An 18,069-nucleotide genomic window follows, 5' to 3' on the forward strand; every position below is an offset into this window, starting at 1 on the left:
GTGGTTCAGAACGCGCCGGGTAGCGGATGCACCGGGCTTAGCAGGCACCGGGCTTAGCAGGCACCGGGCTTAGCAGGCACCGGGCTTAGCAGGCACCGGGCTTAGTCGGCACCGGGTAGCGGCGCCGTCCACTCGGTCGGCAGCGGCAGCGCTTTGGGGTTTACGGTGGCGACGATTTCGGTCAACACCCGACGAGTGAGATTCTCCCCCACCCACAGGTGTTTGCCGCCCTCCACCGCGACCAGACGCAGCTCGGGCACACTCGCAAACCGGCGGCGGGCAGCATCCGGTCGCAGGTAGTCGTCGAACTCGGGGATCAGGGCGACGAGGGCGCGTTCGTTGCCGGCCCAGGCCGCGAGTTCCTCGTTGGTGGTGCGATGCAGCGGCGGCGACAGCAGGATGGCCCCGCGAATGGTGTGCTCCAGCCCGTATTTGAGGGCGAGTTCGGTGCCAAACGACCAGCCCACCAGCCACGGGTTTGGCAGCCGACGCTCGGCGACGAAGGCCATCGCCGCAGCAACGTCGGCCCGTTCGGTCAGTCCGTGGCCGAAGTCGCCGTCACTCGTACCGCGCGGCGAGGCGGTGCCGCGGGTGTTGAACCGCAGCACGGCCAGGTCGGCCAGCGCGGGCAGCCGGTTGGCGGCCTTCCGCAGAATGTGCGAGTCCATGAAACCGCCGGCGGTCGGCAGCGGATGCAGCGTCACGAGCGTGGCGACCGGCGCTCGGCCGACCGGGGTCGCCAGTTCGCCCACCAGGGTGAGACCGTCGCTGGTGTGCAGTTCGATGGGTTCGATGGTGGCGGGCAGTTCGATGCCGCCGCGAATATCTACCGAGGCGGTCACGGGTTCTCCTGGCATTTCGGGGATAGCTGTCACTTGATTTTCCAACAGTGCGAGTGCCAGTGCCGCCGGTTGGAGAGATCGGCGGCGTCGCCGAGCACCCCGTCGCCGCGCCACGTGACGATGTGCGCCGCGCCCGGCACGATGTCGAGGGTGCACCCTGGGCACAGGTAGGTTTTGACGGCCTGTTTGGCGGGGACCGGCTGCACGTGCCACAGTCCGTCGCGCCGAACTTCGCTGCGACGCCACCCCGAGAGCAGATGGTTCAGGTCGCCCGTCTCATCGTCGTCGGCAGCTTGCGGGGCTTTGCGGCCTCTGGGTCGATTGCTGCGCGCCATGGTTCCAGTCTAAAGTGCACACCGAAGGCCCGGCACCAGCGGATCTGCTAGTACCAGCCAGAGGCTTGGGATTTTTCCCACGCGCCACAGGGAGTGCCGTAGCGGCCCGTGATATAGCCGAGGCCCCATTCGATCTGAGTTCCGGCATTGGTGGCCCAGTCGTCGCCCGCCGTGGCCATTTTGGAGCCGGGGAGGGCCTGCGGAATTCCATAGGCCCCGCTCGAACCGTTCTGGGCGTTGACGCGCCAGCCCGACTCCTTCTGCCACAGCGAGACGAGGCAGTTGTACTGGTCTTCGCCCCAGCCGCGACCGGCAACAGCGTCGTAGGCATAAGCCTGGGCCGAGCCCGGATCGGGCACGGCGGCAGACGGCGCGGTAAAGCTCGCGGTCTTCTTCTCCACCGCGACGACAACCGGAACCGGAACCGGCTTAGGCTTCTCGGTCACGGCATAGCCGTCGCGGGTGATGGTGTTGGTATAGCTGCCCGCCACGAGCACGGCCTGCGCCGGACCGTCATCGGTCGTGCTGCCGGCGATCTGAAAGTAGGGCGACGCCGTCGCGCCCGAGTACGGATCGACCACGGTGACGAGTACGAAAGCGCAGGCGGCAGTGAACCCGAACAGAAAGTTCGCCGGCTTCACCCTGGATCGAGTACGACGAACGATCGGCCGTGCCGCGGCCGGAACTGTGTCGATTGCTTTCAGATGCCTACCCATTAGTAGTAGACCTTAGCCGACAAATTTGATAACAACCAAGTAACGGTAACCAAATCAGCGCACCGCAAGCATGACGTTGACGACGCTGTCCAGCACCAGGTCCACCTGCGCTTCCCGGTATCCGCCGCGTTCAGGGCGAAAAACGGCCGTTCGAACTTCATCGACGGTGAGCTCTCGACCGTCTTGAAAATACTTAACCAGTTTGTTGGCGAGACGATCGACATCCACTCGCTTGTAGCCGACCGCCAACACGCTCGCCCGGGTGAAACGGTGACCGGGCGCGCGGCTGAGCCTGGCCACGAGCACGTCGGCGGTGCTCTCGGCGTCAGCCATCCACGCCTGCTCTCCCCCGGCGCTGGTGGCCTGAAAACGCTCCCGGGCCGCGAAGGCGTCTTCCAGTCGTTCCAACGCGGCATCGACGTGTTCCGGCGAGTAGCCGCCCTTGTGCATCGCAAAAGCGGTATGGCGGATGCCTTCGGCCGTCAACGTCGCGCCGGTCACGGCAGCTTCCGCCTCGGCTTTCTCGGCAACGATGGCGTGGATGGCATCGGTGCCGTCTGAGCCGTCGAGACGCGTCGTCTCGTCGCCGGCCACAGCCCCGAGCGGACGATCACCGGGTTCGACGTCGGCGGCGATCGCATCGACGGATTCCACCGTGTTGGTATTCAGGCTGTTATCGGGGCTGGCAGCCCTGCCCGTGTCCGCCTCGATGTCGCCGTCAGCCGGATCGGGCTGGTCGGGCTGATCAGGCAGGTCAGGCAGGTCGTAGGCGCGGCGAGCAGCAGCTAGGAACGCTTCGACCTGGCCGACGTTGTAGCCGAGCGTCTTCTTGCCCACTCGGGGAAATATGGTGCTCATGGCCTCATTGTCTCGTACTTGCTTCGTGCGGAAAGAATCGGTCACGCTCACGCGAAGACCAGGTAGAGCGCGTAGGCGGCGGCGGCCGAGGGCAGAATCGAGTCCAGCCGGTCGAGAAAGCCGCCGTGCCCTGGCAGCCACGAACTCATGTCCTTGATGCCGAGGTCGCGTTTGATGAGCGATTCGGCCAGGTCGCCAAAGGTCGCGGTCAGCAGAATGACCGCCCCGAACACCAGCCCGAACCACCACGGCTGGTCGAGCATGAAGATCGAGAGCAACACGCCCGCGACCATGCAGATCAGGCCCGCGCCGATAAAGCCCTCCCAGGTCTTCTTGGGACTGATCGAAGGCGCCATCGGATGCTTGCCGAAGTTGAGCCCGCTCACGTAGGCACCGGTATCGGCGGAGATCACCAGGATCAGAAAGGCGAGCGTCCACCACTGGCCATCGTCCTGCGCCACGAGCAGCACGGCGAAGCTCGCGAGAAATACGACGTACACCTGAATCAGGATGCCGCCGCCCACGTCACCGACGACGGAACGGGCCGACGCACGATGGGACGGCATCACCAGCAGCGCCAGTCGCCACAGGGCGATCAGCGCAATACCACCGAGCATGACAAGCCATTGGCCCGTCGCCTCGCCGTAGAAGGAAGCCGGAACGATCGCGACGGCGGAAATGATCACCGGGATGCGCGGAACGTTGCGGCCGGCGTGCCGCAGGGCCTGCGCCAGTTCGAAGGCACAGAAGGCCACGATCACGACCGCGAAGATCATGAAGAGTTGTTTGATGATGATCAGGCTGACCAACATGGAGCCGCCGAGCACGAGCCCGATCAGAATGGCCAGAATGAGGTTGCGACCGGTACGTGCTTCGATGCGCTCGTTCGTCGCGTCGAGCTGGGCGCGGGTGGCCTGCACCTGGCGTTCGAAATCGGCCTTGGTGGTTTGCACCTGCCGTTCGAAGTCAGCGCGCGTCGCTTTCACCTGCGCCCGAAACTCGGCGCGGTTGACGCCGTGACCGCGTTTAGGCGGCTGATCGCTTCCCGGTTTCTCGGTCATCTGATCGTTCCCTAGATCTCGAGGAGTTCGGCTTCCTTGCGCTTGAACGCCTCGTCAATGCCGTCCACGTGGCTCTTGGTGATCAGCTCGAGCTCTTTCTCGGCACGACTGACCTCGTCGTCGCCGACCTCGCTCTTGAGCGCGTCGAGCTCATCCTTGGCCTTGCGGCGAATGTTGCGCACCGAGATACGGGCGTCCTCTGCCTTGGCCTTGACGATCTTCACGAATTCCTTGCGGCGTTCCGTGGTGAGTTCGGGGAGGGTGGCGCGGATGGTGGTGCCGTCGTTACCAACGTTGGCGCCCAGGTTCGGGGTGTCGCGAATGGCGATCTCAATGTCGCGCAGCGCCGCCTTGTCGTACGGACCGATCAGCATCGTGCGGGCTTCCTGGTTTTGCAGGGAGGCAAGCTGTTCCAGCGGGGTCAGCGTGCCGTAGTAGCTCACCAGAATTTTCGCGAACATCTGCGGGTTGGCGCGGCCAGTGCGCACCGTGCCAAAATCGTCTTTGGCGGCCTCGAGGGCCCGGTTCATGCGCGCAGTGGCGTCGGAAAGAACATCCGCGATCACGGTGACTCCTTTATTGGTGGTGGAACAATTCTAGTTGGAGACGCGAGTGCCCAGATCGGCGCCGAGGATGGCTGATGTGACGTTGCCTTCCGGCGCCATGCCAAACACCTGCATGGGCATGTGGTTGTCCATGCACAGGCTGAATGCGGTGGAGTCGACGACCTTGAGGCCGCGCTGCAGGGCCTCCAGATACGTGATGTGGTGGATTTTCTGGGCATCGGGGTTGGTGCGGGGGTCGTCGGAGTAAACGCCGTCGACGCCGTTCTTAGCCACGAGCACGACGTCGGCGTCGATTTCGAGGGCGCGTTGCGCTGCGACCGTGTCGGTCGAGAAGTATGGCAGTCCGGCGCCGGCGCCGAAGATCACGACGCGCCCCTTTTCCAGGTGCCGCTCAGCGCGCCGAGGAATGTACTGCTCGGCGACCTGCGTCATCGAGATGGCGGACTGCACGCGGGTCTCGGCGCCAGCCTGTTCAAGAAAGTCCTGCAGGGCCAGGGCGTTCATGACGGTGCCGAGCATGCCCATATAGTCGGCGCGTCCGCGGTCCATTCCGCGCTGAGAGAGTTCGGCGCCACGAAAGAAGTTTCCACCGCCCACAACGATGGCCACTTCGACGTGCTTGGCGCCCTCGGCGATCTCGCGGGCCAGCGAGCTGACGACATCCGGATTCACACCGATGGCGCCGCCGCCAAAGGCCTCGCCGGACAGCTTGAGGAGCACCCGCCGTTTCTTGACGACCGCGGCGGAATTCACCGGGCTGGTGTGGGGCATGGGCGTGCTGGCCGTGTCAGTCATGTCGTGCGGGGCCTTCCGAGAGGGGATGATACCAAGCTACCAAGTACGCGCGTCTGCCCCGCCGGGGCACGCACAAAAACGGAGGCCGGATCGCTTTCGCAATCCGACCTCCGTCATTTTTTGTTAGGCGCCGACCTTGAACCGGGCGAAGCCCGACACGGTCAGTTGAGCGTCGTCCAGAACCTTCGCGACGGACAACTTGTTGTCCTTGGCGTAGTCCTGTTCGAGCAGTGCAACCTGTTTGAGGTACGCCTTGACGCGTCCCTCAACGATCTTGGGCAGTGCCGCTTCCGGCTTGCCCTCGTTCTTCGAGATCTCGGTGACGATTTTGCGCTCGGTTTCTACGAGTTCAGTAGGAACATCGCTCGCGGCGAGGTACTCGGGGTTGGCGAACGAGATGTGCTGGGCCACGCTGCGAGCGGTTTCCACGTCGGTTCCGGAGAAGCCGAGAACAACGCCGACCTGCGGGGGCAGGTCCTTGCTGGTCTTGTGCAGGTAGATCGAGAACGATTCGCCGGTGACGGCGGCAACGCGGCGAAGTTCAAACTTCTCGCCAATGATGGCGGCTTCGCCGTCGATGAGCTCGGCAACGGTCTGCGATCCGGCTGCTGCGGCCAGTCCGGCTTCGACCGTGGTCGCGCCAGCGGCGGCGATCGCGTTAAGAACCTTGTCGGCCAGGACGACGAACTTGTCACCCTTCGCGACGAAGTCGGTCTCGCAAGCGAGTTCGATCATGTACGCGGTCGTACCGATTTCCTTGGCAGCGACGAGTCCCTCAGAGGTGGAGCGGTCAGCGCGCTTGGCGTTACCCTTGGCACCCTTGAGACGCAGGATCTCGATGGCCTTGTCCATGTCACCGTCAGCTTCAACGAGGGCATTCTTGGTGTCGACCATTCCGGTGCCGAGGTTCTCGCGAAGAGCCTTGACGTTTTCGAGTGTGAAGTTTGCCATACCGGGTTCCTTACTTGGTCTCGTCGGCAACGACAGGCTCGTCAGCGACGGCGGCCAGGACGGCGGCAACCTCGGTGTCGGCGACAGCGTCGGCGATGGTGGGCTCTGCAACGACAGCCTCGTCGGAGACGACGGTAGCGTCGGCAACCTTCTCGGTCTCGGCGGAGGACTGCGCGGGGGTGGTCTCTGCTGCGGGGGTCTCGGCATCCGAGGCCTGAAGCAGTTCGGCTTCCCACGCGGCGAGGGGCTCAACTTCGGCCTCCGGCTTGGCGTGGCGCTGGATGAGGCCCTCGGCTGCGGCGTCCGCGATGATGCGGGTCAGCAGTCCAACGGAGCGGATGGCGTCGTCGTTGCCCGGAATCGGGTACTGCACGTCATCGGGGTCGCAGTTGGTGTCGAGGATGGCGATAACGGGGATGCCAAGCTTGCGCGCCTCGTCGATGGCGAGGTGTTCCTTGTTGGTGTCAACAACCCACAGGGCAGACGGAGTCTTCGTGAGGTTGCGGATTCCGCCGAGGCTCTTGTGCAGCTTGACCAGCTCGCGCTTCTTGATGAGCATTTCCTTCTTCGTGAAACCGCTCTTGGCGGTGTCTTCGAAGTCGAGCTCTTCGAGTTCTTTCATGCGGGCCAGTCGCTTGGAAACGGTCTGGAAGTTGGTGAGGAGGCCACCGAGCCAGCGCTGGTTGACGTAGGGCTGGCCGACGCGCTGCGCCTGCTCTGAGATGGATTCCTGGGCCTGCTTCTTGGTGCCGACGAAGAGGATGGTGCCGCCGTGGGCAACCGTCTCCTTGACGAAGTCATAGGCCTTGTCAACGAATCCGAGGGACTGCTGCAGGTCAATGATGTAGATGCCGGAACGCTCGGTGAAGATGAAGCGCTTCATCTTCGGGTTCCAACGGCGGGTCTGGTGCCCGAAGTGCACGCCGCTGTCAAGCAGCTGGCGAATGGTGACGACGGCCATGTGCCGACTCCTGTTCTGGTGCGGGCTCGAAAAGCCACACCAATCGGTTTGTGTGATGATCGGTCGATCATCACTCCTGGTACCCGGCACACGTCCGCCCTGTTCAGGCAAGATTCTCTGTTCAAGAATCTCGCTGTACGGGACCGATTGGACATGGCGGCCAAATGGGCACGCGTAGTCAGCGCACAAAGCGCTGCTGGGGATAGCGTATCACCGCCGGGGGTGCCGGTGCGACCGGATGGATTGGGGCCTCCTGCTGTCGCCGTCTCCTGCACAGGCGGGCAACCGTGCAGGGAGTGCACCTATCCGTGCGCTGGCCCGGCAGGTCCGCCGTCGCGCGGCAGGGTGGGGGTATGACATACCTTCGCGCGGTGGCGGCGTCTGCTCTCACTATTGGAATTGTGGTTTGCGCGGGACCAGTGCCGGGGGAAGCGTCGGGCGCAGCGTTTGGGGCATCACCCCGTGGCTCGATCTCGAGAGCCGCATCGATCAGAGCGGATGCCTGGCGCTGGCCCCTCGCGGGCCCGCCCCTGGTGACCCGGGCTTTTCTGGCGCCGGCGTCAGCGTATGCGAGCGGGCATCGCGGCATCGACCTGGCCGCCGAGGCGCGGCAGCCCGTATTGGCCCCGCACGACGGCGTCGTGTCGTTCGCGGGCCCGGTCGTCGATCGACCGGTTCTGTCGATCGCGCAGCCGGGTGACGTGATCGTGACGGTTGAGCCCGTGGATGCCGTCGTCGCCGTGGGCGACCGGGTGCGCGCCGGGCAGGTGATCGGCACCGTGGGCAACGGCGGCCACTGCCCGCCCGGGTGCCTGCATCTTGGGGTACGTCTGCACGGGTTCTACGTCTCCCCACTGCGCTACTTTGACAAGCTTCCCCGGGCCGTTCTGCTGCCGACGATTCCTGATGTGACGGCTTCGAGGCCCGGTCCCTGAGGCCAACTTCTAATCGCCGATCGCTGATCGCTGATCGCGCTGCTGAGTCCACGGCCAGGTCAGGCCCGCGGGTGGGCGAGCCCGTAACTCGCTTTGAGGCGTTCTGCCGAGACGTGGGTATAGATCTGGGTGGTACCGAGGCTGACATGCCCGAGGAGTTCCTGCACCGCGCGCAGGTCGGCCCCGCCGTCGAGCAGGTGGGTGGCGGCGGTGTGGCGCAGGGCGTGCGGTCCGGCCGGGCCGGTACCGGGAACCGCTTCCAGCAGGGCGGCGACGAGTCGGTAAACCCCGCGCACTCCGAGACGCTGGCCCTGACGACCCAGGAAAACTGCCGCGACTTTCGGGCGGGAAGGGTTCGATCGGGCGGCCGTCGCGGTGTGCACGGCACCGGCGTTCACGGCACCGGCGTTCACGACACCGGTCTGCACGGCACCGGCTTTCACTGGCTGCGCGGCACCAGCGACGAGTGTCTGCCGCGCCTCGCGCAGGTAGCCAACGAGAGCACGCTGCGCGGGAACCCCGAACGGAACCACGCGTTCCTTCGCGCCCTTGCCGGTCACTCGAACGGTCAACCGTTCGAGGTCCACATCGGCGAGATCGAGGCCGACCAGCTCGGAGACCCGCAGCGCCGAGGCGTAGAGCATCTCGACGATGGCGAGATCTCGCAGCGCGAGTGCTGCGCCCCCGGCAGCCCGGGCGGCCAACAGGTCGAGCAGGTCGCTCATCTGCGCGTGGGTGATGACGCGCGGCAGGGTGCGCCCCGGCTTCGGCGAGCGCAGGCGAACCGCTGGGTCGATACCTTCCTCGTGGTTCTGCGCGAGCCAGGCAGTGAAGCTGCGCGCCGAGGCAGACCTACGGGCCAGAGTGGCACGGGCCAGGCCGGCCTGGGTGGCGACCCAGAGCCATTCCCGCAACAGTTCCAAGCTCAGGTCACCGGTCGTTGTGGCGCCGCGTTCGGCAGCAAACCCGGCCAGTTGGTGCAGGTCGGCACGGTACGCCCGCACCGTGTGCACCGAGTAGCCGCGCTCGGCGCTGAGGTAACGCAGAAATTCATCGATGTCGTCGCTCAGGTGCACGGTTTTCGTTTCTCTCACTCCTGGTTCCGCCGCGCCGCTGTCAGCGCTGCCGCGAGAAGGCCTGCCGGCGGTCCTCTGGCGAGAGGGTGGCGAGCTCATTGACGTAGTCGGCGGGAAATTGTGTGACAGCGTCGAAGTCGCCGATCGGCAGCTGTGAGTGGGTAATCTGGTCAGCGTAGACGTGCACGAGGTTCAGCGACTGGCCGCCGTTCACCCCGGTCAGTTCACGGTCGGGGGCGCTCAGATCCATCGTGTAACAGGTAGCTGCCGCGACCGAGACGGGAATGCCGGCGAACAGCCCCTGGGTGGAATAGTGCAGGTGTCCGCCGAGAATGGCGCGTACATCGCTGCCCGCCAACACTGCGGCCAGTCGCGGCTGATCCTGCAGCTCGAGCACACTCATCAACGGCAGCGGCGTCGGGATCGGCGGGTGGTGCAGCGCCAAAATAGACCCGCGCGGGGCCGGCCGCGTGAGCACGTCAGCCAACCAGCGCAGTTGATTGTCGGTGACCTCACCATGGTGGTAACCGGGAACGCTCGTGTCGAGGGCAATGATGCGCAGGCCATCGAGGTCACTCACTTGATCAACGGGAGCTTGATCAACGGGAGCTTGACCGACCGGAGCTAGCCGATCCGACTGCGCTTCGCCGAGCAACTCGGTACGAAAGGGTTCTCTTCGGTCGTGGTTGCCCATGACCCAGATGATCTTGGCCTCCCACCTCGCGACAGCGGTGTCGACGATGCCGCGGATGCGGCGGTAGGCATCCGCTTCGCCGCGGTCGGCCACGTCGCCGGTGAGGATGATCGCATCGGGACGGATGCCCGAGCGGTGCAGTTGTTCGAAGGCGCGGTGCACGGTGTGGTCGGTGTCGACGGCACCGTAGAGGGCTGCGCCGCCGAGAAGAAAATGGGTGTCACTCAGGTGCACCAGAATCTTCTCGGCGGGCGCGTACTGCCCCAACTGCACTGCTGCCATGGTTCACCTTTCGTCCTCTCCAGACTACGGGCACCCACCGACAGCGGGGCGGGCTCCCCGACCTCGCCGAGAACACCTGCAGCACCGAACACCCGGAGCACCTAGAACACCGGGAGCACCGACACCGTGTTGTCGCCAAAGTTCGTGATGCCGACCTTGCTGCCGTCGGGCAGGGCGGCGATGCTCGTCGGTGCGCGCCCAACGGGAATGCGACTGAGCACGCGGTTCGTCGCGGTACTGACCGTCACGATGGTGTTGTCACCGCGCGACAGAACGTAGAGTTTTGCGCCATCCGGGCTCACCTCAAGATCGCCCGGTGCGTTGATGGCGATTGTGGCCCGTACCCGGTTCGTCGCGGTATCGATCACCTCGACGGCATCGGCCGGACCGGTAAACAGGTCCCGTCCAAGGCTCGCGTAAAGCGTTTTACCGTCGGGCGACGGCGCCGACGCGACCGGCGGATGCGACGTGGTCAGTCTCTGGGGCAGCAACCGATTCGTCGCCGTGTCAACGATGAGAACGGCGTAGTCATCGCCGTTGCTGACATAGACCCTTTTTCGGTCAGCGCTGAGCGTGAGTTCGCCCGCCGGGGCGCCGGTAAAGATCGGCGCGGCGAGGGAACGCGTGGCGATCGTGGCGACCGTGATAGCGCTCAGGGTCGGGGAACCGCCGATGTAGAGAGACTTGCCGTTGGCGGTGGCCACGAGGTCACCACAGGTCCCGGTCTTGAAGGAATACGCAACGGTCTGGGAGGCGATGGCCAGCGCATACACTTTCTCGTCGGCGCACGTGCTCACGAAAACTTGCTTCTGAGTGGACGACACCGTCAAACCAGTCGGTGCGCCTCCTACCGGAATGGTGGCAACCACGCGACCGGTCGTGGTGCTGATCACCGACACCGTGCCTGCCCCATAGTTGGCAACGTAAGCCCAGCGGCCGTCGGCGGTCACCACCAGTTTCACGGGATTGGAGCCGACGCCAATGGTGGCCGGGGCCACGGGCGAGGTTCCGCCGCTCGTCTTGGAGACCGTCTGATATCCCAACTTCGTGCCGGTGACGGTGACGGTGACTCGCTTGCCCACCTGCGCGTTGGAGGGAATGAAAACGGATGCTGTCGCACCGCGAACCGTCGCACCGTCCACCATCCAGTGGTAGGTCAGCGTCACCGGGGCGGGTTTCCAGGTTCCCGGCGAGGCGGTGAGTCGTCGGCCGGCCTGCGCAATACCGGTGATTTTGGGTATCGGGCTCGCGGTGAACTGACGCGCGGTGCCGAGGGCGATCGGTGCGGGAGCCGCGAGCGCACTCGGTGCCGAGATGAACACCGCCAACCCGACCGTGAGAACGGTGAGGACGGCAGTCACTCCTCGGCGGCGGGGGGTGCGGGGTGCGCTCATAACATCCACTTTTCTACACAATTCATACAATCGAACGGGGCGAGACTTCTGGCGATCTTGGCGGTCAGAGTAATCCCGAGGTCGATGCGCGGCAAGGGGCAGATTGGGCCGGGCGGGGCTATCATGGCGCCATGTCTGCCCAGCCGGACGCCTACGCCGCGGCTTTGGACCGTGCACTGTTGCACGCCAACGCCTGGCTTGCGTCGCTACCTACCCGTCCCGTCGGCCCTCGGGTCGACGCCGCCACCCTCGCCGCCCTCGCGGCCGGTCCGCAGCCCACGTCCTCGTGCGCTGCGGACGACGTCATCGATGAACTCGCCGCCTTCGCGGAGCCCGGGCTGATGGCGATGCCGTCCGGCCGGTTCTTCGGGTGGGTCATCGGGGGAACCCTGCCCGCCGCCCTGGCCGCCGACTGGCTGGTGAGCGCGTGGGACCAGAACGCCGGAATGCGCTTCGCCACTCCCGCGACCGCCGTGCTCGAGGAAATCGCCGCCGGTTGGCTGCTCGATCTGCTCGGGCTTTCGGCCGGAGCGGATGTCGGATTCACCACCGGCGCGACGATGGCCAATTTCGTCGGGCTCGCCGCGGGGCGTCAGTGGGTTCTGGAGCGGGCCGGTTGGGACCTGGACCGGGACGGCCTGGCTGGCGCGCCGCGGGTGCGGGTTTTCGTCGGAGCCCAGCGTCACGACGTCATCGATCTCGTGCTGCGCTACCTCGGTCTCGGTGCACCCATCGTGGTCGATGTCGACCAAGAAGGACGCTTGCGGCCAGACGTCCTGGCCACGCTACTTCAGGCCGGTTCCGGCCCAGCCATCGTCTGTCTGCAGGCCGGTAATGTACATTCCGGAGCATCAGATCCGATGGGTGCCGCGATCGATGTGGCCCGCCAACACGACGCGTGGGTGCACGTCGACGGAGCATTCGGCCTGTGGGCCGCCGTCAGCCCGAGCTATCGTGACCAGTTGGCCGGATTGGAACGGGCCGACTCCTGGGCGACGGACGCTCATAAGACCCTCAACGTTCCCTACGACTGCGGGGTGGCGATCGTGTCCCGACCTGAGATCGTGCGCAAGGTATTCGGCGTGCACACGAGCTATCTGGTAGCGGCCGACGGCACGCCGGAAAACCCGGGGCCCGGCGATCCGTTCGAGAAGGTGCCCGAGCTGTCCCGCCGTGCTCGGGGCGTTCCGGTGTGGGCGGCGCTCCGCTCGCTCGGCCGCGCCGGCACGATCGCACTGGTCGACGGTCTCGCGGCGAATGCGCTGGCCCTGGCCGAGGGCCTGCGGTCGATGCCGGGCGTTGAGATACTCAACGAGGTGGTGTTCACGCAGGTGTGCGTAAGTTTCGGTAGTGATGAACGCACCCGGCAGGTCACCCAGCAACTCATCGCCGACGGCTCGGCCTGGATGTCGGGCTCACGTTGGCACGACCGGGACATTCTGCGCATCTCGGTGAGTAACTGGTCGACGGATGCCACGGACGTCGCCCTCTCCCTCGCCGCGGTGGCCCGCGCCTGCGCGGTCGCGTCCCCGCATCCATCCCCGCCGGCGAACGAGCCGGTCTGACGCCGCTGCCCACCGGTGCTACAGCCGCCGCACCCAGCCGGCCTCCCGCTCTTGGGCGGCCCCGTCGAGATCGAGACCGCCGAGGGCGCCCCGCACCGCCGCACTGGACAGGCCGGCACGGCGCGCCAGATCACCGACGGTGCGCGGCGTGCGCCCGCTCAGCGCATCGAAGACGCGCACCTGATCGCTCGTGCGCGGTATCGGTCCTGGGCCCGCGTCGCTGTGAGGAAATTCCAGCGGCACCTGGATCGACCGCTCGCCGACCAGCTCGGCCATCTCGGTTGGGTTGGTGACACAGACGGCGGCGAATTCGCGAATGAGCCGGTGGCAGCCGGCCGAGGTGGGGCTCGTGATCGGTCCCGGCACGGCGCCGAGCGGCCGGCCCAACGCCGAAGCGTGGCCAGCCGTATTGAGCGAACCCGACCGCCAGCCGGCTTCGAGCACGACCGTCGCCGCGCTCGCTGCGGCAATCAGCCGGTTGCGCTGCAGAAAGCGCCATTTGGTGGGGGCCGCTCCGCAGGGCAGCTCCGACACGACGGCGCCGGTCGCCACGATGCGGGTGAGCAGGGAGTCGTGGCCGCTCGGGTAGAACCGGTCGACTCCCCCGGCGAGAAACGCCACGGTCGTGCCATCACTGGCAAGCGCTGCCCGGTGAGCCATCCCATCGATGCCGTAAGCGGCACCCGAGACAATCGCGAAACCGCGGTCGACGAGCCCGGCCGACGCTTCCATGGCGATGTGTTCGCCGTACCCGGTAGCCGCCCGGGCCCCGACCAGCGCGATCGAATTGGTCAGGGCGGCGAGGGCACCGGGCACACCCCGCCACCACAGCGCGAGCGGAGCATGCTGCTCGAGGTCGTCGAGCGCAGAAGGCCAGAGAGCATCCGTGGCCAGTAGCAGCCGGGTCTGCATGCGGGCCGCCTGCTGCAGCGAACGGATAACCTCGTTCGAATTGAGCCGCGGCCGCCAGCGTTGCAGCCCCAGGTCGAGGGCCTGCTCCAGTTCGGCGCTGGTGCGGGCATCCGCTTCGGTGGGGTCGGTGGTGGGATTGGCCGAAAAGACGATGTCGGGCCCGCCCGGCTCATCGCCGAGGGCGTCGCGCACGAGAGCGCCGATGCGCACCGGGCTCCACGACTCGAGAATGGCGGTCAGGGCAACGCTCGCGCCGACGCTGGCCACGAGCAGGCCGGCAGTACCGTCCCCGGGTTCGGCCAGGCCAGACCAAGCAGCGCGAGCGAACACCTCCCCGGCCGTGGCGGGGTCCTCGCCCTCCGGAAGTACACCGCGCACACCCGCAGCGAGTTCGCCCACTCGGGTCTCGTCCAGACCGAACAGCGTCATGACGTCATTCCTTTGCGTAGGTAGAGGGCCTGGCCGACCTGGTCGGGGCCGGGGATGCTCAGACCGTCGTAGTCGGCGAGGGTCCAGGCGATGCGCAGCACCCGGTCGTAGCCGCGCATGGTGATCCCGCCACGCTCGAGCGCTCTATCGAGCCCTGCGGTGGCGCTCGGGGCCAGGCGCACCGGTGCGCCGCGCAGCCACGGGCCGGGAACCTCGGAGTTCAGGGTCCACGGAGTGCTGCCGAGCCGTTCCGCCGCCGCCGCCCGCGCGGCCACCACCCGCTGCCGGGCGGTAACGCTTGTCATCCGCTGCGTGCCGGCGGCGACGCGCAACTGGGCAGCGGTGATGCGCTTGACGTTGAGCTGAATGTCGATGCGGTCCAGCAGCGGTCCGGAGATGCGGGCGAGGTAGCGGCGGCGCGCATTCGGCGGGCAGGTGCAGCTGAGGTCGCCAGCTCCGTACTGCCCGCACGGACACGGGTTCGCGGCCATAACCAGCTGAAACCGGGCCGGAAAATGGGCGACGGCGTTGGCCCGGTGAATGCTGATCCAACCGGATTCGAGCGGCTGGCGCAGGGCGTCGAGCACTGGCGAGGCGAATTCGGGGGCTTCGTCGAGGAACAAAACGCCGTGCGAGGCCTGCGACGCGGCCCCCGGCCGAATTTGACCGCCACCACCGCCGACCATGGCCGCCGCCGTCGCTGTGTGGTGTGGCGCTTCCCACGGCGGCCTGGTGATCAGGGCTCCGCCGAGTCCGAGGCCACTGAGCGACCGCAGTGAGCTGACTTCGAGCGAACTGACCGGGTCAAGGTCGGGCAGCAGACCGGGCAGGCGGGCGGCAAGCATCGTCTTTCCGGCGCCGGGCGGGCCGAGCAGAAACACGTGGTGCCCACCGGCCGCCGCGATCTGCAGTGCCAGTATGGCGTCGTCGTTGCCGATCACGTCGGCCAGGTCTGGTTCGGCGGCCAGGCTGCCGGGTGTGAGCGCTGCCAGAATCGGCTCGACCGGTAGCGGCGTGAGTTTGGCACCGTGAAAGATCGCCGCTTCCCGCAGCGAGGCGACACCGATCACCCGCATGCCGGGCACGAGTCGCGCCTCGGCCTCGTTGCCGATCGGCACCATGACCGTGGTGTGCCCGAGGCGGGCGGCGGTCATCACACCCGGCAGGATTCCCGGGGTCGGCCGTAGCCGGCCATCGAGGGCGAGCTCACCGAAGTGCACGACGGTGCCGACGGACGCGGCCGAAATGGTGCTGTCGGCGGCGAGGCAGGCCAGCGCGATCGCAAGGTCGAACCCAGCGCCGTGCTTGGGCAACGCGGCCGGCGACAAATTGATGGTGAGGCGGTGAATGGTGAGGGGGCATCCGCTGTTGGCCGCTGCGGCACGCACCCGCTGGGTGGCTTGGGAGAGCGCAGCGTCGGGCAGGCCGATCAGAATCATGCCGGGCAGTTGAGCCGAGATGTCCGCCTCGACCTCGACGAGCGCGCCGGTCAGCCCGAGCAACGCCACCGCGTGGGTGCGGGCGATCCCCATCAGAACACGCCCTCGAGGTGTTCGATGAGGGGTTCGTGGCCGGCCGGGGCGATCACCGCAACGACGTCGAGCCTAATCTGGCGCGGCCACCGCTCGGCCTGCACGCACCAGGCAGCAGCGAGGCGGCGCATCCGGGCGAGCTTTTTCACGGTGATGGCTTCAAACGGATGCCCGAAACTCAGGCTGCTGCGCGTCTTCACCTCGACGAAGACGACCGCGGCGCCCTGCTGCACGACGAGGTCAATCTCGCCCTCTTTGCACCGCCAGTTGCGAGTCAGGATGGTGTAGCCGGCGCCCTGCAGAAAGCGTGCGGCCTGGTCTTCGCCGAGTTTGCCGAGTTCGTCTTTGCGCGCCACGAGTGCCTCCAGACACCAGAGTGCGCTCTCTCACCCTGCCGTCGTCGGGCCGCGCCCATATCGGTGGACAGCGATGCGTCCCTCGCTCCTGTGGAGAAGGAGCTCCTGTGCGAAGCGGCTACTGTGCGAAGCGGCTACTGTGCGAAGCGGCTACTCGGCGTGCAGCACGAACAGGCGGCGCACGACATCGCCCGCCACGAGGGCGTCGAGGCTTTCGTTGAGGTCGGCCAGCGGGAGCGTGTCGGTGTGTAGCAGCTCGACCGGCAACCGGCCGTCGCGCCACAGCTGCAGGTAGGCCGGAATATCGCGGCTCGGCACGGAATCACCCATGTAAGAGCCGAGCAGCCGGCGGCCCAGCCCGGCGAATTGCAGCGCCGGCGTGGTGATGGTCTGCTCCGGGTGCGGCAGACCGACCGAGACGAGGGCGCCGCCGCGGGTGAGCAGGGCGAGGCTCGCCTCCATCACCCGGGCGCTGCCGACGGCCTCAACGGCCAGATCGACGCCGTCGCCGGCGTGCTCACGCACAAGGTCGGCCGCCTGATCGGGCGATCCGGCGTGGTGCGCGCCGCAGCGCAGGGCCAGGGCCTGCTTCTCCGGCAGCGGATCAATCGCGATCACGGTTGTGCCGGCCACCTGCGCGGCGGCCATGACGGCCATCAGGCCGACCGCGCCGAGGCCGAACACAATCACGGACTGGCCGGTCGCGAGGGCGCCAGTGTTGAGCACGGCACCGATGCCGGTCAGCGCCGCGCAGCCGAACATCGCGGCCACATCGAAGGGAACATCTTGGTCGATCGGGACGACCGATTCGCGCGCGACGACCGCGTACTGCGAGAACGCCGAGACGCCCAGGTGATGGTTGATGCGCTCCCCCGCGCCGGTGGCCAGCACGGCCGGGCCGTGCAGCAGATCACCGGTTGCATTTGCCTCGGCGCCCAGATGGCAGAGCGCGGGGCGGCCGGCCAGGCAGGCCCGACAGTCGCCGCAGCTCGGCACGAAAACCAGCACGACCCGGTCACCGACGGTCAGGTCGTCGACACCGTCGCCAAGCGCGGTGACGGTGCCAGCGGCCTCATGACCCAGGGCCATCGGCAGCGGCCGAACCCGGGAACCGTCGATGACGGACAGATCGGAGTGGCACAGGCTGGCACGTTCGATGCGCACGAGCACCTCGCCGGCGCGCGGGGCCGGTACCGGAATCTGTTCGAACGTCAGCGGGCGGCTGTCGGCGTAGGGGCGCGTGGAGCCGACATCCCGAAGAATCGTGCTGAGCATCGTTGCTGGAGTCATCGTCCCAACCTACGCCAGACGCGACGTACGCTGTGCCTATGACTCTTCGCAACCGGGTGACCGATCTGGGCATGCTCGCCATGAACGGCGCGCACCGGATACTGCTGGCCGTCTCGGGCGGACGCCTCGGCTGGACCATCGGCAGCATGGCGACCGTCGAACTGCACACGATCGGCCGCAGCAGCGGGCAACGTCGGTCGACGATGCTGACGGCGCCGATTCACGAGGGCGACCTGTATGTGCTGGTGGCGTCCAAGGGCGGCGACGACCGGCATCCGTCCTGGTATCTCAACCTCGTGGCTCAGCCCGAGGTGGAGCTGACCATTCGCCGGGTGACGCGACCGTTTCGGGCGCGCACCGCGTCATCCGCTGAGAAAGCTGCCCTCTGGCCGCGCATCATCGCCGCCTACCCCGGGTATGGCGCCTACCAGGGTCGAACAGACCGGCACATTCCCGTAGTCATCTGCGAGCCCCGCTGACGCTGCCTTTGATCATGGCCGCGCCTCATATCGGTGCGCG

At 66.7% G+C, this 18,069-nt stretch carries 19 protein-coding genes; 3 read left to right on the forward strand and 16 right to left on the reverse strand.

Annotated elements, in window-relative coordinates; genetic code table 11:
* Nucleotides 1–101: 101 nt before the first annotated feature.
* From QMK31_RS03085 to rpsB, 9 genes are all read right to left on the reverse strand, one after another.
* The gene (locus QMK31_RS03085; protein ID WP_502852467.1) at nucleotides 102–857 is read right to left on the reverse strand and encodes an alpha/beta hydrolase; all 756 of its coding nucleotides are present in this window, start codon (nucleotides 855–857) and stop codon (nucleotides 102–104) included.
* Between the two features lie 14 nt (nucleotides 858–871).
* Entirely contained in the window at nucleotides 872–1,177 is a 306-nt protein-coding gene (locus tag QMK31_RS03090; protein WP_283499461.1) for an Rv1322 family protein, read from the reverse strand.
* Between the two features lie 47 nt (nucleotides 1,178–1,224).
* Nucleotides 1,225–1,893, reverse strand: a complete 669-nt coding sequence (locus QMK31_RS03095) for an aggregation-promoting factor C-terminal-like domain-containing protein (protein ID WP_283499462.1) — start codon at nucleotides 1,891–1,893, stop codon at nucleotides 1,225–1,227.
* Between the two features lie 54 nt (nucleotides 1,894–1,947).
* A complete protein-coding gene (locus tag QMK31_RS03100) occupies nucleotides 1,948–2,751 on the reverse strand; it encodes a DivIVA domain-containing protein (protein WP_283499463.1) in 804 nt (267 codons plus the stop codon).
* Nucleotides 2,752–2,798: 47 nt separating this feature from the next.
* Nucleotides 2,799–3,812, reverse strand: coding sequence for a phosphatidate cytidylyltransferase (locus QMK31_RS03105; protein WP_283499464.1), 1,014 nt, complete (start codon nucleotides 3,810–3,812; stop codon nucleotides 2,799–2,801).
* An 11-nt stretch (nucleotides 3,813–3,823) separates the two neighbouring features.
* A complete protein-coding gene (gene frr / locus QMK31_RS03110) occupies nucleotides 3,824–4,378 on the reverse strand; it encodes a ribosome recycling factor (RefSeq protein ID WP_283499465.1) in 555 nt (184 codons plus the stop codon).
* Nucleotides 4,379–4,408: 30 nt separating this feature from the next.
* Nucleotides 4,409–5,149, reverse strand: a complete 741-nt coding sequence (gene pyrH, locus QMK31_RS03115; protein WP_283499812.1) for a UMP kinase — start codon at nucleotides 5,147–5,149, stop codon at nucleotides 4,409–4,411.
* Between the two features lie 147 nt (nucleotides 5,150–5,296).
* Nucleotides 5,297–6,124 (reverse strand): translation elongation factor Ts, encoded by an 828-nt coding sequence (tsf, locus tag QMK31_RS03120; RefSeq protein ID WP_283499466.1) that lies wholly within the window; start codon nucleotides 6,122–6,124, stop codon nucleotides 5,297–5,299.
* A 10-nt stretch (nucleotides 6,125–6,134) separates the two neighbouring features.
* Entirely contained in the window at nucleotides 6,135–7,085 is a 951-nt protein-coding gene (rpsB, locus tag QMK31_RS03125) for a 30S ribosomal protein S2 (protein ID WP_283499467.1), read from the reverse strand.
* Between the two features lie 353 nt (nucleotides 7,086–7,438).
* Here rpsB and QMK31_RS03130 point away from each other — a divergent pair, with 353 nt between their 5' ends.
* Nucleotides 7,439–8,020, forward strand: coding sequence for a M23 family metallopeptidase (locus QMK31_RS03130; RefSeq protein WP_283499468.1), 582 nt, complete (start codon nucleotides 7,439–7,441; stop codon nucleotides 8,018–8,020).
* 59 nt (nucleotides 8,021–8,079) lie between these two features.
* On the opposite strand, the gene QMK31_RS03135 is transcribed toward QMK31_RS03130, so the two are convergent.
* From QMK31_RS03135 to QMK31_RS03145, 3 genes are all read right to left on the reverse strand, one after another.
* Nucleotides 8,080–9,114 carry a tyrosine recombinase XerC gene (locus QMK31_RS03135; RefSeq protein WP_502852329.1) on the reverse strand — a complete coding sequence of 345 codons (1,035 nt, stop codon included), beginning with the start codon at nucleotides 9,112–9,114 and terminating at the stop codon, nucleotides 8,080–8,082.
* 22 nt (nucleotides 9,115–9,136) lie between these two features.
* Nucleotides 9,137–10,072, reverse strand: coding sequence for a phosphodiesterase (locus QMK31_RS03140; RefSeq protein WP_283499469.1), 936 nt, complete (start codon nucleotides 10,070–10,072; stop codon nucleotides 9,137–9,139).
* 101 nt (nucleotides 10,073–10,173) lie between these two features.
* A complete protein-coding gene (locus QMK31_RS03145) occupies nucleotides 10,174–11,466 on the reverse strand; it encodes a beta-propeller fold lactonase family protein (protein ID WP_283499470.1) in 1,293 nt (430 codons plus the stop codon).
* Between the two features lie 131 nt (nucleotides 11,467–11,597).
* Here QMK31_RS03145 and QMK31_RS03150 point away from each other — a divergent pair, with 131 nt between their 5' ends.
* A complete protein-coding gene (locus QMK31_RS03150; protein ID WP_283499471.1) occupies nucleotides 11,598–13,031 on the forward strand; it encodes a pyridoxal phosphate-dependent decarboxylase family protein in 1,434 nt (477 codons plus the stop codon).
* 18 nt (nucleotides 13,032–13,049) lie between these two features.
* On the opposite strand, the gene dprA is transcribed toward QMK31_RS03150, so the two are convergent.
* The 4 genes from dprA to QMK31_RS03170 all read right to left on the reverse strand — a co-directional run bounded on the left by dprA (nucleotide 13,050) and on the right by QMK31_RS03170 (nucleotide 17,550).
* Nucleotides 13,050–14,372 (reverse strand): DNA-processing protein DprA, encoded by a 1,323-nt coding sequence (gene dprA / locus QMK31_RS03155; protein WP_283499472.1) that lies wholly within the window; start codon nucleotides 14,370–14,372, stop codon nucleotides 13,050–13,052.
* The gene (locus tag QMK31_RS03160; RefSeq protein WP_283499473.1) at nucleotides 14,369–15,904 is read right to left on the reverse strand and encodes a YifB family Mg chelatase-like AAA ATPase; all 1,536 of its coding nucleotides are present in this window, start codon (nucleotides 15,902–15,904) and stop codon (nucleotides 14,369–14,371) included. Before QMK31_RS03160 ends, dprA begins: the two co-directional genes overlap by 4 nt.
* Nucleotides 15,904–16,260, reverse strand: coding sequence for a YraN family protein (locus QMK31_RS03165; RefSeq protein ID WP_283499474.1), 357 nt, complete (start codon nucleotides 16,258–16,260; stop codon nucleotides 15,904–15,906). Before QMK31_RS03165 ends, QMK31_RS03160 begins: the two co-directional genes overlap by 1 nt.
* A gap of 150 nt (nucleotides 16,261–16,410) precedes the next feature.
* The gene (locus QMK31_RS03170) at nucleotides 16,411–17,550 is read right to left on the reverse strand and encodes an alcohol dehydrogenase catalytic domain-containing protein (protein WP_283499475.1); all 1,140 of its coding nucleotides are present in this window, start codon (nucleotides 17,548–17,550) and stop codon (nucleotides 16,411–16,413) included.
* A 38-nt stretch (nucleotides 17,551–17,588) separates the two neighbouring features.
* On the opposite strand from QMK31_RS03170, the gene QMK31_RS03175 reads away from it, so the two are divergent.
* Nucleotides 17,589–18,029: a nitroreductase/quinone reductase family protein gene (locus QMK31_RS03175; RefSeq protein ID WP_283499476.1), complete on the forward strand. Its 441-nt coding sequence runs from the start codon at nucleotides 17,589–17,591 to the stop codon at nucleotides 18,027–18,029.
* The last annotated feature ends 40 nt before the right edge of the window (nucleotides 18,030–18,069 follow it).

The organism is Cryobacterium sp. PH31-O1 (assembly GCF_030063455.1).
GTDB lineage: Bacteria > Actinomycetota > Actinomycetes > Actinomycetales > Microbacteriaceae > Cryobacterium.